Origin of the sequence: Photorhabdus sp. P32 (genome assembly GCF_038085095.1) — a bacterium.
Lineage (GTDB): Bacteria > Pseudomonadota > Gammaproteobacteria > Enterobacterales > Enterobacteriaceae > Photorhabdus > Photorhabdus luminescens.
Map to the genome: position 1 here is coordinate 18,526 of NZ_JAZGJN010000239.1, position 13,647 is coordinate 32,172.

General features: G+C 41.9%; 8 protein-coding genes and 1 pseudogene. 4 read left to right on the forward strand and 5 right to left on the reverse strand.

Going from position 1 to position 13,647, the window contains the following annotated elements:
* Positions 1–482 precede the first annotated feature (482 nt).
* Together V2H77_RS07785 and V2H77_RS07790 are read left to right on the forward strand one after the other, a co-directional pair.
* Positions 483–1,082 carry a short chain dehydrogenase gene (locus V2H77_RS07785; RefSeq protein ID WP_341498352.1) on the forward strand — a complete coding sequence of 200 codons (600 nt, stop codon included), beginning with the start codon at positions 483–485 and terminating at the stop codon, positions 1,080–1,082.
* Positions 1,083–1,175: 93 nt separating this feature from the next.
* Positions 1,176–1,484, forward strand: a complete 309-nt coding sequence (locus tag V2H77_RS07790) for a type II TA system antitoxin MqsA family protein (RefSeq protein ID WP_341498353.1) — start codon at positions 1,176–1,178, stop codon at positions 1,482–1,484.
* Positions 1,485–1,832: 348 nt separating this feature from the next.
* On the opposite strand, the gene purL is transcribed toward V2H77_RS07790, so the two are convergent.
* On the reverse strand, positions 1,833–5,720 hold the full coding sequence (purL, locus tag V2H77_RS07795) for a phosphoribosylformylglycinamidine synthase (RefSeq protein ID WP_341498354.1): 3,888 nt from the start codon (positions 5,718–5,720) through the stop codon (positions 1,833–1,835).
* Between the two features lie 266 nt (positions 5,721–5,986).
* Here purL and mltF point away from each other — a divergent pair, with 266 nt between their 5' ends.
* Both mltF and V2H77_RS07805 read left to right on the forward strand, forming a co-directional pair.
* A complete protein-coding gene (gene mltF, locus V2H77_RS07800; protein WP_341498355.1) occupies positions 5,987–7,399 on the forward strand; it encodes a membrane-bound lytic murein transglycosylase MltF in 1,413 nt (470 codons plus the stop codon).
* A 129-nt stretch (positions 7,400–7,528) separates the two neighbouring features.
* Entirely contained in the window at positions 7,529–9,835 is a 2,307-nt protein-coding gene (locus V2H77_RS07805) for an Orn/Lys/Arg family decarboxylase (protein WP_341498356.1), read from the forward strand.
* Between the two features lie 11 nt (positions 9,836–9,846).
* Here the strand turns inward: V2H77_RS07805 and tadA are convergent, their stop codons facing one another.
* The 4 genes and pseudogenes from tadA to V2H77_RS07825 all read right to left on the reverse strand — a co-directional run.
* Positions 9,847–10,356, reverse strand: coding sequence for a tRNA adenosine(34) deaminase TadA (gene tadA, locus V2H77_RS07810; protein WP_265379993.1), 510 nt, complete (start codon positions 10,354–10,356; stop codon positions 9,847–9,849).
* 246 nt (positions 10,357–10,602) lie between these two features.
* Complete coding sequence (locus V2H77_RS07815; protein ID WP_256125164.1) at positions 10,603–11,199, reverse strand: gp53-like domain-containing protein; 597 nt, start codon at positions 11,197–11,199, stop codon at positions 10,603–10,605.
* Between the two features lie 525 nt (positions 11,200–11,724).
* Positions 11,725–12,741: a hypothetical protein gene (locus tag V2H77_RS07820; RefSeq protein WP_341498357.1), complete on the reverse strand. Its 1,017-nt coding sequence runs from the start codon at positions 12,739–12,741 to the stop codon at positions 11,725–11,727.
* A gap of 21 nt (positions 12,742–12,762) precedes the next feature.
* Positions 12,763–13,647, reverse strand: a pseudogene (locus tag V2H77_RS07825) (hypothetical protein); the annotation flags it as partial.

Genomic DNA, 13,647 nt, shown 5'->3' on the forward strand with positions numbered 1-13,647 from the left:
AGAATTCCACAGATTTTGTTAAAAAACCACCTGATTACCCTAACTGCTTACCAGAATTACGGAAAACTTTCAGCCACAGCTCATCTTCGTTCCATTCATTTGGATGCCATAAATTTCTGACAATGTATTTTGGCGTTCCATAAAAAATATACTCAAACTTAAATTATCATTAAAAAATTCTATTTTTTAACATTTTTTAGATGAAAATAACACCAAAATGTATAATATGCACTCAATTTAGACTATATTTTTATGAATACTATTTAAAAAACATCTTAAAAATGCGCCAGAAATGTCTTAAAAACACCCGAATTAAGCTTATTTAATACAAATTCCACCTTACACTATTGCCTGATTAAACTATTCGAGTTGTAAATTTAATTTTATGTTCTAGCATTATTGGAGACTTCCACCTATATCGAGTTAAGAGTAATATTCACTATGCAACGATATTTTTATTAATTAGAAAAGGGTAAATAGAAATGAAAGTTATTGTTATTGGAGCAAGCGGTACAATAGGAAAAGCAATCTCGGAAGAATTAGAAAAAAATCACGAAGTCATTCGTGCTGGAAGGAATGGTTTAGATGTTATAGTTGATATCACTTCCATTGATAGCATTAAGCGTATGTATGAAAAAATTGGAAAAGTTGATGCCGTAGTCAGTGCAACAGGTAGCGCGCATTTTGGATCAATTTCAGAATTAACTCCAGAGTTAAATGAAATAGGAATCAACAGTAAACTTAAAGGCCAAATTAACTTGGTACTGTTAGGGATGGACTATATTAACGATGGCGGAAGTTTTACTTTAACAACTGGAATTATAATGGACGACCCTATCCTACAAGGAGCATCAGCAGCTATGGCAAATGGTGGTGTCAAGGCATTTGTAAAATGTGCCGCAATTGAAATGCCAAGGGGAATACGCATAAACAGCGTTAGCCCTAATGTCTTACAGGAATCATTGGATAAATACGGTGAGTTTTTCCCAGGTTTTAACGCTGTTCCTGCAAGCCGTGTAGCTCTTGCTTTTAGGAAAAGTATCGACGGAGCTCAAACCGGACAAAACTACGAAGTTTATTAATTTAGAAAAAAGAATATAAATAATGTTTCATAATTCTACTACACATGGCCTTCTTCAACTCATTATTATAGATAAAATTATGAGTAATATAAGATGGCAGGCGACTTCTGCCCTGCCTGCGCCGAATCTATTTTGGATGCTGCGGAATCAGAACGCGTCATGTGCGAAATGCGGACATTCTCGAAGCAAGTCAACGCGGCCATAGTCGATCCCAAGTTCATTGCCAGAGTACGTAAGAAGCTCGCGCTTGATCAGCGGGAAGCTTCTGAAAGCTTCGGCGGCATCATCAATGCTTTCTCGCGCTATGAAAACAGCAAGGCCAAGCCATCTCTAGCTTTAGTGAAGTTGCTTAAAGTGTTGGATCGTCATCCCGATTTACTCTCTGAGGTCAGGATGATGTGATTCTTTCTATTCGTTCTATTGGACTCCAACCCCTTATTATAGGTCTATCCTCAAACAACACGACTGGGATCGAAATCGGTTTATCTATCAACTTCGTATTCGACAAAACCAGCTCATTTCCATATGCTCAATATATAAGTTTAAAAAATTTGTATAATTATATTAGCCAAAACGTGAAAAACCTTTCTATTTAGATTCATTACCAGGCCATCCAAACATAGCCGTTTATACCTCTGGATGGAACGCTAAAACAAATAAAAAAATGGCTTCAATTGTGATCTTATATCAATTACGAAATAAAGAATCTCAATGAAGCCAATCAATACTATCGTTTAAAAAACCACCTGATTACCCTAACTGCTTACGAGCGTTACGGAAAACTCGCAGCCACGGGCCATCTTCGCTCCACTCATTTGGATGCCAGGAGTTATTTACCGTGCGGGATACCCTTTCTGGATGCGGCATCATCACGGTTGCTCGGCCATCAAAGCTAGTCACTGCGGTAATGCCATTCACTGAACCATTCGGGTTAGCGGGATAGTTTTCCGTGACCTGACCATAGTTATTCACATAACGCAGCGCCACTAACTGGCTGCTTTCAAGCATCTCAAGATGCTGTCTGTCACGGAATTCCACTTGCCCTTCCCCATGAGAAACCGCAATCGGTATTCGAGAACCCACCATATCTTGCAAGAACAGTGATGGGCTGTCAGTCACCTCCACCAGACTAAATCGTGCTTCAAAACGCTCTGAACGGTTACGGACAAAACGCGGCCAATGTTCGGCACCGGGGATCAACTCCCGCAAGTTAGACATCATCTGACAACCATTACAAACACCAAGCGCCAACGTATCAGGTCGTGCAAAGAAAGCCGCAAATTCATCACGAACACGCTCATTGAACAGAATTGATTTCGCCCAACCTTCACCTGCCCCCAACACGTCACCATACGAGAAGCCACCACAGGCAACCAATGTCTGGAATTGGCTCAATCCAATGCGTCCAGACAACAAATCACTCATATGAACATCAATCGCCTCAAAACCTGCTTGGTGGAACGCCGCGGCCATTTCAACATGGGAGTTAACACCCTGTTCACGCAGTACAGCCACCTTCGGCCTTACCTGCTGCAAAATGTAAGGCGCTGCAATATCTTCTGAAATATCAAAGGTCAATTTTGCATTCAGCCCAGGGTCCTGATTATCTTGTTTAGCCTGATGTTCTTGATCTGCACACTCCGGGTTATCGCGCAGACGCTGCATTTGCCATGTGGTTTCTGCCCACCACAAACGCAAAGTACTGCGATTCTGGCGATAGACTTCAGTATTGCCGCTAAAGATCACAAAATCATCACCTGCTTTGGCTTTACCCAGATAATGCACGCAATCGGCCAGACCATGTTCTGCCAAAACGCTGTCAACAAATCCTCTATCCGATGCTCGAATCTGAACCACCGCGCCCAACTCTTCGGTAAAGAGCGCAGCCAGAATATCTTCATCAAACACACTGATATCAGCGTCAATGCCACAGTGCCCGGCAAAAGCCATTTCAGCCAACGTTACCAATAAACCACCATCAGAGCGGTCGTGATAAGCCAGTAATTTTTGTTCCGCAATCAGTTGCTGAATCGCATTGAAGAAACCAGCCAATTGCTCAGCACTACGTACATCCGCGGTTTTATTACCCAGTTGACGGTAAACTTGCGCCAATGCGGTACCGCCCAATGCGTTCTTTCCTTGCCCCAGATCGATTAATAACAACACATTATCTTCATCGGTGGAAAGCTCCGGCGTGACTGTACGGCGTACATCTTCCACTCTGGCAAAAGCGGTAATCACCAGTGACAAAGGCGCCGTCATCTCACGCTCCTCGCCTTGGTCATGCCAACGGGTTTTCATCGACATGGAGTCTTTACCCACAGGAATAGTCAGCCCTAGCGCAGGACACAACTCCTCACCCACCGCTTTAACCGCCGCATACAAACCAGCATCCTCGCCAGGGTGACCCGCAGCAGACATCCAGTTAGCTGAAAGTTTAACGCGTTTCAAATCCTGAACATAAGCAGAAGCGATATTGGTCAGGGCTTCACCAACCGCCATTCGGGCGGAGGCAGCAAAATCCAGTAGCGCGACCGGCGCTCGTTCACCCATAGACATCGCTTCGCCATAGTAGCTATCAAGGCTGGCAGTGGTAACAGCACAGTCCGCAACCGGGATCTGCCACGGTCCAACCATTTGATCGCGGGCAACCATGCCAGTGACAGAGCGATCGCCTATCGTGATCAGGAAGGTTTTTTCTGCCACCGCCGGCAAATGCATAATGCGTTTCACCGCTTCCGCCAGATCGATATCCCGGCGCTCAAGGCTTTCACCTCTCGCTTTTAATGTACTGACATTGCGCAACATTTTTGGTGTTTTACCGAGCAATACATCCAGCGGCATATCGATTGGCTGGTTATCAAAATGTTCATCATTAAGCAGCAAATGACGTTCCTCTGTTGCCTCGCCGATAATGGCATAAGGCGCACGCTCACGCCGACAAATCTCTTCAAACAGCGGAAGTTGTTCCGGCGCAACAGCCAGCACATAACGCTCTTGTGATTCATTACACCAAACTTCCAGCGGACTCATCCCCGGTTCATCATTGAGAATTTTACGTAACTCAAATCGTCCGCCGCGACCACCATCACTGACCAACTCAGGCATCGCATTGGAAAGCCCACCCGCGCCAACATCATGAATAAACAGAATCGGGTTGTTTTCGCCTAGCTGCCAACAGCGATCGATCACCTCTTGACAACGGCGCTCCATTTCCGGGTTATCCCGTTGAACCGAAGCAAAATCCAGATCCGCGTCAGATTGCCCCGATGCCATAGAAGATGCGGCCCCGCCACCCAAGCCAATGTTCATGGATGGGCCGCCAAGCACAATCAGTTTCGCGCCAACGGAAATTTCACCTTTTTTGACATGTTCATCACGGATATTACCTATCCCGCCGGCCAGCATGATTGGCTTGTGATAACCACGCAATTCGCTGCCGTTATGACTGTTTACTTTTTCTTCATAGGTACGAAAATAACCCAACAACGCCGGACGACCAAATTCATTATTAAATGCCGCGCCCCCTAAAGGGCCTTCCATCATGATATCCAAGGCATTGACGATACGCTCAGGCTTACCGAAATCCTCTTCCCACGGCTGCTCAAAACCCGGTATCCGCAGATTGGATACTGAAAATCCCACCAGACCCGCTTTAGGTTTAGCGCCACGACCGGTCGCCCCTTCATCGCGGATTTCACCACCCGAACCCGTCGATGCTCCCGGCCAAGGCGAAATCGCCGTCGGGTGATTATGGGTTTCCACTTTCATCAGAATATGGGCCTGCTCCTGATGGTAGTCATATGAACCGTTTTCCGCACTGGCAAAGAAACGGCCAACAACAGATCCCTCCATCACCGCGGCATTATCTTTATAGGCTGACAGGACATAATCAGGTGTCTGCTCATAGGTATTTTTAATCATTTTAAACAATGATTTAGGCTGTGCCTGATCATCAATAATCCAATCAGCATTAAAGATTTTATGACGGCAATGTTCTGAGTTAGCCTGAGCAAACATATAAAGCTCAACATCTGTTGGATTGCGTCCTAATTTCTGGAAAGCGTCCATCAGATAATCAATTTCATCCGGGGCCAACGCCAATCCAAGTTCAATATTGGCAGTTTCTAACGCACCGCGTCCTGCTTGCAGAATATCAATGCGTTTTAACGGAACGGGTTGCTGACGAGAAAACAATTTCTCCGCCTGTTCCAATTGAGTAAAGACCGTTTCCATCATCCGATCATGCAGCAATGATGACAATATTTGCCACTGTGCATCACTCATTTCACTACTCTGGATGTAATAAGCCAGACCACGCTCCAGACGCACAACCTGGGACAGGCCACAATTGTGAGCAATATCCGTTGCTTTGGAAGACCACGGAGAAATCGTTCCCGGACGAGGTGTCACTAACAACAACGCACCTTGGGGTTCATGCTCAGCCAGCGAAGGCCCATATTTTAATAATTGTTGTAACTTCGCTGAATCAGCATCACTCAAAGGTGCATTAATCTCTGCAAAATGAACATATTCGGCATAAATATCATCCACCGGAAGTTGCTGTTCTTGACATACAGAAAGGAGTTTAGTGATACGAAATGCAGATAAAGCAGGTGAGCCACGCAGAATTTTCATAGTAATCAATTCTCTCATCTTAGAAGCAAAGCTTAATAGATGCCTAAGGGGAAATGAGCCCATTATAGAGGATTGTCACCCATGACGAAACCGTTTGCGTGACGATTATTAAAGCCTCTTATTCTATCGCCGGACCATACAAATAGTATCAATTAAGTTGCACAGCCAGTTTTTGTTCCGCAAAATGCTCAATCACTGGAAATTTAACCATAACAATATAGCGCGTTTCCACATAGCACCATACCGCGTTACACAGAGATAACCGTTTGAATAATATAAAAATAAATTATTTCGTTATCATTGTTATCGCTCTTTTTTCTGCCGCCATCATCAGTCTGAACATCAGTTGGCCGAATAAACAGCAGGAGCAGATTAACAGGATCATGACCAGAGGAGAGCTACGGATCAGCACCATTAGCTCACCTCTGATTCACCTTACCAGTAAGAAAGAACCCAATGGATTTGATTACGAGCTGGCAAAACGCTTCGCTGATTATCTTGGCGTCAAATTAGAAATTAAGTTCAGAACAAATATTAATCAATTATTCGATGACCTGGAAAAGGGTGAAGCTGATTTTCTGGCCGCCGGCTTGACCTATCATCAAGAAAGATTAGCTCAAACCCGCGCAGGTCCAGCTTACTATTCAGTCTCTCAACAACTGATTTATCGCAAAGGAACTCCACGCCCTCGCTCTTTTAAAGACTTAAAAGGTAAACTGCTAGTCGCTTCTGGTTCTGCTCATGCCAGCACATTGAAAAAGCTAAATACAGATTTTCCTGAGCTCGAATGGAAGGAGACACAGCAATATAACACTCGCGAACTACTGGAACAGGTATCAGAAGGTAAACTGGATTATACGTTAGGCGACTCGATTAATGTCGCGTTACAACAACGTACTCACCCTAATCTGGCCGTTGCTTTTGATATTAGCGAAGATAACCCGCTGACATGGTATTTAAAACGCATTGACGACTACAGCCTTTATGCTGCCATGCTGGATTTTTTCAGCCAGCTAACGGAACAAAATGTCATGCCACGATTGGAGGAAAAATATTTTGGTCACGTCAACTCATTTGATTATTTCGATACACTCTCTTTTTTAAGCGCCATCAATAATATTCTGCCTACCTATCGGCCACTATTTGAAAAATATTCCGGTGATATCAGTTGGCAACTACTTGCTGCCATTGCCTGGCAAGAGTCTCATTGGGACCCACAGGCAACCTCGCCCACGGGTGTGCGTGGCCTGATGATGTTAACCAGCCAGACAGCTAAAGGGTTAGGCGTTATTGATCGCCTTGATCCGGAAGAGAGTATTAAGGGAGGCGCGATCTATCTGCAAGATCTAATGAAACGACTACCCGAAAATATTCCTAAAGATGAGCGTATCTGGTTTGCTCTGGCTGCTTACAATATGGGTTATGGACACATGTTAGATGCCCGCAAATTGACGGCATCACAGAAAGGAAACCCTGATAGTTGGCTCGATGTCAAAAAACGGCTGCCGCTATTAAGCCAGAAAAAATATTATACAAATACCACCTATGGCTATGCCCGTGGACATGAAGCTTATCGCTATATTGAAAATATTCGCCGTTATCAGCTCAGTTTAGTCGGATATTTACAGGCCAAAGAAAACCGGAAAAAATTAATTTCCCAAGAAAACCAACCAAAATAAGTAAACAAATATAAGGCTCTAAGGAGTCAATTACAGCCATTATATATCCTCAGTTATATTATGTTTGACAGCTAATCCAACTAACCATATTAAATTCGTCAGGACACTATCTCTCCCATAGGATAAATCATGATTAATTTAGATATTAACGAACAAAATAAAATTATGGTCGTCAGCAGCCATGTATTTAGCTCGACGACGGCGAATGGTCGCGCCTTTACAGAGTTAATAGAAGCATTAAAAAAGAACAATTTCGCTGTTATCCTGGCTGCGACATTTCAAGATGGCATAGCCACAGTTTGTTCTGATTCTTCACTATGCTGTATTTTTGTTGATTGGACTTCAGGAGATAATAACTATGAATCTCATAAACAAGTTCTGGAATTACTGAAAGAAATACGCAAACACAATACAACCATTCCGGTATTGTTGACTGCGGAATATTCCAGCATCGACACGCTGACGCTTGAAATCATGGGATTGGCAGATGAATTCGTCTGGATGCTTGAAGACACGGCTGGATTTATCGCCTCTCGCGCCAGTTCACTAATTAAGAAATATTATGCCCAATTATTACCGCCTTTCACTCGTGCATTACTGCAATATACTCAAGAATCACCGGAATATTCCTGGACTGCGCCGGGACATCAAGGCGGTGTCGCGCTGACTAAGACGGCGGCAGGAAGAGAATTAATTAATTTCTTTGGGGAAAACTTATTCCGGAGTGATATTGGCATAGAAAGAAAAACACTTGGCTCACTGCTAGATCATACAGGTGCGATTAAAGAATCAGAAGAATATGCAGCAATGGTTTTTGGCGCGCATCAAAGTTATTGCGTTCTTAACGGCACTTCGGGTTCTAACCGTATTATCATGGGCGCCATTATTGGCGAGAAAGAGATTGTTATATGCGATCGCAATTGCCATAAATCCATTGGACAAGGTTTAATAATGACTGGGGCTTTGCCCATATACCTTATTCCTCAACGCAATCGCTATGGCATTATTGGTCCCATACCCAGAGATCAATTTCAACCAGAATATATCCAACAAATCATTGATGAACATCCGTTAAAAGCGATCGCGATAGACAGTAAACCTGTTTATGCGGTCGTGACCAACTGTACTTACGATGGAATATGTTATCACGCAGAACAAGCACAAAATTTACTAGCAAAAAGTGTTGATCAAATTCACTTTGATGAAGCCTGGTTTGCTTATGCTCGTTTTAACCCTATGTATAAACACCGTTATTCAATGCGTGATGACCCAAAAGATTTTGACAGTCATGGCCCGACAATATTTGCCACTCAATCTACGCATAAGATGTTGGCAGCATTATCACAATCATCGTATATCCATATTCGCAATGGTAAAAAACCCGTTGAACATTCTCGTTTCAACGAATCTTATATGATGCATTCTACAACTTCACCGCTATATTCGCTGATCGCCACTAATGAAATTGGCGCTGCCATGATGGATGGCCCACAAGGGCAAAGACTAATACAAAATGCGATTAATGAAGCCGTCGACTTCCGTCTGACATTAGCAAAAACCCATCATCAATTTAAACAAAAAGATGATTGGTTCTTCTCGCCCTGGAATGCCAGAGAGATTATCAGCTCAGATAACGGTAAATTAATTCCTTTCCATGAAGCAAACAAAGAACAATTGGCAACAGATCCTGCCTGTTGGGTATTAAAAGAGGGAGATAAATGGCATGGATTTACCAATCTATCAGAAGAATGGTGCCTGCTAGATCCGACAAAAGTCGGTATTTTGTGCCCAGGAATGAATGATAATGATGAATTGCTGGAAAATGGCATTCCAGCCGAAATTCTTTCCGCTTATCTCAGTCAGCATGATATTGTGCCGGCACGTACCACCGATTTTATTGTTCTTTGCCTGTTTTCTATCGGCGTCACCAAAGGTAAATGGGGAACGTTGATCAATGTATTGTTGAATTTTAAGAAACACTATGACGCTAACACTTCACTTAAACAATGTTTGCCAAAACTCGCGAAGCAATACCCTGAATATTATGAAAATATGGGGCTCAAAGATATTTCGGATAAAATATTTGCGTATATAAAACAATATGAAATAGATATTGAGCAAAAGAAATCATTTAGCCAATTACCTGAGATAGTGAAACTCCCCCGACAAGCACACCTTGATCATATGGGAGGCCGTACTGAACATATACCGCTTAATGAACTGGCAGGGCGCATATCGGCTGTTAGTGTCATTCCTTATCCGCCAGGTATACCAATAATCCTACCGGGAGAACGTTTTGGCGATGAACATGCTCCCCGGTTACAATATATTCGCCAGATCGGTGAATGGAATAAAAAGTTCCCAGGCTTTGAAAAAATCCTGGAAGGTGCAGAGATGATAAACGGCGAGTACCATATCTGGGTACTAAAAGAGTGAGTCAATAATATCTATTGATTTTCTTCCTGCTGTTTTCTGGCGGCTTTTACTGCTTTATGTTGCAGCCGACGTTGTTTGAAAAAAGCGCTCAACATCGTCGAACATTCCTCAGCAAGCACGCCGCTGGTAATATCAATTTGATGATTCATGCCAGGATGGCGCAATATATCAACCAAAGAACCTACGGCGCCAGTTTTCATATCACTGGCGCCATAAACCAACCGCTGTATTCGACTATGTATCATGGCGCCAGCGCACATAGTGCAAGGTTCGAGGGTGACGTATAAGGTGGTATTTATCAAACGATAATTGTGTAACTGCTCTCCCCCTTTACGTAACGCAATAATTTCAGCATGAGCGGTAGGATCATGCGCAATAATAGATTGATTCCAACCTTCCGCAACGATTTTATTATCAGCAACCAATATAGCGCCAACAGGTATTTCCCCCTGTTCTTGCGCGTTCATTGCTCGTTCTATCGCCTGCTGCATCCAATATTCGTCACTATATATTTCAATCACTACGGTATCTCATTTGATTACATCAGGGGCAATTATAACGATTTGTTTTACCTGTTTTCCAGATATATTTTCTTATTAATCCATTGGGAATATACCCTCGAGATAATTTTATATATCTATTATTACTATAATATCCAAAAAATTAATAGGGAATATATAATGCCATTCTATTCCATGACATTAACATATTCCATTTCAATAACAAGCCGAAACAAGTTCGGCTTATTATTCACTCTAAAACATTAATTAAAAACCGATTGCGAAATAATCTCCATATACATAAGTATCATTAGCAGATAACTTAATTTCAGTTCCATAAGCGTTAACTGTTCGCGCAGCAACCCAAGAATCAAAAGTATTCAACGTTCCGTTAGGTGCTGCTGACATCGGAAATATCCAATCACCAACAGGTGACATAAAAACCTTCAAACAACCATGCTTAAAAGGTGTTGGTAAAACAACCTTGTTTCTCGCTAACGGAGTAAAATTATGTCTTCCCCATTGAAGTATTAATCCACCAGGCAGTTGTTGATAACCATTAGGTGATAAGTTACCAGGAAGCTGTTTATTCATATGACACTGTAATGAATCAGTAAACGTCTGATTAAGGGTTGCCAAATCACCATTATCCAAAACATCCTTGCCACACTGCGTGGACATAAAATTAGCCACAACAGAGGCTATTGTTGATGACTGACGTAATGCTTTATTTAATACATGCGTGGTGAGACCTACTGGAGGAAATCCAGTCTGCAACTCTGGACTATTTTCATATAAATATTGAGACACCACATTAGCACCATCTTTAATAGAAAATGCTTTAAAATCATTTTTATTACTCATTTATTCCCCTTACAAAAAAATAATATATTTCATTTACTAAAAGCTTGCTTACATAAGAATTTTAAAATACAAAGCTAACATCTGTGTGCAAACAATCAATCTATTTTAACCATTATATTATTAAAGAAAATACACCAGAAAATTGTAATAACAAGGAAACAATATGATGATGGAACATAAATTTAATTAAAAATAGGATTTCAAGAGTTAATTATATTTTTCCAATATAGAAAGCATTATTTAATATCACTGATACTTCGGCACGAAAAATAATAAAATTTTTATTCCCAACCAAAAAAAAACCATCTATGAATGTATGTTAAATTAATAAATTATCTAACCCTCTTTCATTACATTTCTGGATTTCCAGTGATAAACGTAATTACTATCCCACTTTAATATTAACCAACCCCATAATCCCAGTGTCGCTTTACAATCAACCAATGCTGAACTGATATCACCAACTTTTATTGAATTTTCCATCAAGAAAAAATATCGGGCCAAATAACCCGATATTGCTACCCATTAAATCACCTGAACAAAACGACCGTTAATTAATGAGAAAATCGGTGCAACGGTAGACAAAACCGTTTCTCCATCTTCATCAACATAATAGTAGGATATTGGGGAACTTTCTGGATCTGATTTATTCACCAATCTGACCATTCTGCCCTGATTCATTATTTTAACGGTATAGTCATCCCAATTAATTGGTTTCATTTTGAAACCTTTTTCGTTGATATCACTGTAAACAGATTGATCAGCGAAAATACTCTCTTCGCTTTCATTAGTAGCCCAAGCCCAAGCTTTGAGAGATGCTTTTTGTTGTACCCGTATAGTATTCACATCTTTGGCGTTATAGGCCTGCCAGACCGCCATATAAGCCTGTTGCAATTGCTGACGCTGTTCTGAGGTATCCGTATAAAGTGTTGCCTTTATCCACTCCCATTCAGGCAAGCCACTGATTTCCACATTTCGGCTAAACCGGTATAAGGTCATATTGGGTGGAAATTTCCGGCTATTAAAGAATTTTTTATCTTTATGCCCAGCCTCTACCTTTTCTGCCTGTATCACATGACGTACCACTGGTGTACTAATAGCAGCATATTTTGCTTCATTTGCTGGTGTTATTGCCAAAGGTTGACCGTTTTTATCTATCGCTACTTCAATTACTGTCAACACCTCGCTCTTTTTACCACGCATAGTAGTTAGTTCCAGCGTGCATTTAGCTTCAGGGTTAAAGTGATTACGAGTTTTATCTGACATTTCACTTGGAGAAAACCAATCCAACGCACCAAACTCCAGACTGATTTCATTTTCACCATTAGCCATGAATAGCATAGATGCTGTACTGCCGGTACCAAATCCCCGACCTTCCCGAGCCGAATTACGGTTATCCATTCCCGTTACGCCATTAGTTTTAATATCACAAAAAGCATATTGAATATCGAATAAACTGCGGATATACAACCGCGGTTCACTCGCGTTAGCATCAGACATAGCAATCACTCCTAACCATAGTAATAACAATTTTAATTTCATTTTTTATCCTTTCATGCCTCTTTACATTCTTGGAAATCCGGTAATAAATGGGATGTTATCCATCTTAGGCTTAAAGTTAGGGTCATAACCCATTTCCCATGACGCGATTTCAGCGCCTGGAACAATCTCGGGGCGAACCACAGACCGTTCTTCTCCTATCAGATTAATTCTTAACGGGGATTCACTGGCTTTTAATGGATCGGCAATAACCCACTTCTTTTTGACTTCAAATAAGTTTTTTGTACTATCTATTTCTTTATTCTTTTTCTTTGCATCCACAACGACCTCAATTTCCGCAACAATTCCATTATGGTAGCCAGCCAGATCGATCCCTTTATCATGTTGATCAAGTTCAAAACCCGCCGCTGTTTTTACAGCCACGCCCGCTCCCATTGCGACTTCCATTATCATAATATGGGTCTTAAAGGCGACATTCATTTTTCCCTCCAGACTCAATTTCAAATCATTCTTATTACCGGCGTCAAAAGTCCACTGCTTTTGTTTATAAGCGGCACCCAATTGAAAGGACAGATTGCATGTCAAAATAATGCAACATTCCAGATCTAAATAGTTTTTATCATTTGAATTCCTGCGGGCCACCGCCTCCCTGAATTTGGCTGCCACACGCTCTATCTTGCAATACGCCGCCCCCATTTGAATGAGATCCAGTTTTGCCGTCATCCCCAAAAAAGGAGCGGCACTGAAACCCAAAAAATGGGTACGGTCATCCATCGAAGTAGTTCGGTCATAAGCATAAGCCAGTCCAATATTGATGGGGTCCACCTTGAGCTCAAGCAGTTGGTAGCTGCGGGTGCCTTTTGAATCCGGATCGGGCGCCAGGTATTGTTTGGTATAACCCAGTAGCTTTTCCACCCGATTGATGACCTCTAAATTGGGCAGGTTTTT

Excerpts from the sequence above, each read along its gene's own strand:
- V2H77_RS07785 (WP_341498352.1), top strand. The coding sequence starts at position 483 with ATGAAAGTTATTGTTATTGGAGCAAGCGGTACAATAGGAAAAGCAATC.
- V2H77_RS07790 (WP_341498353.1), top strand. The coding sequence starts at position 1,176 with ATGGCAGGCGACTTCTGCCCTGCCTGCGCCGAATCTATTTTGGATGCT.
- purL (WP_341498354.1), bottom strand. The coding sequence starts at position 5,720 with ATGAAAATTCTGCGTGGCTCACCTGCTTTATCTGCATTTCGTATCACT.
- V2H77_RS07805 (WP_341498356.1), top strand. The coding sequence starts at position 7,529 with ATGATTAATTTAGATATTAACGAACAAAATAAAATTATGGTCGTCAGC.
- V2H77_RS07815 (WP_256125164.1), bottom strand. The coding sequence starts at position 11,199 with ATGAGTAATAAAAATGATTTTAAAGCATTTTCTATTAAAGATGGTGCT.
- V2H77_RS07820 (WP_341498357.1), bottom strand. The coding sequence starts at position 12,741 with ATGAAATTAAAATTGTTATTACTATGGTTAGGAGTGATTGCTATGTCT.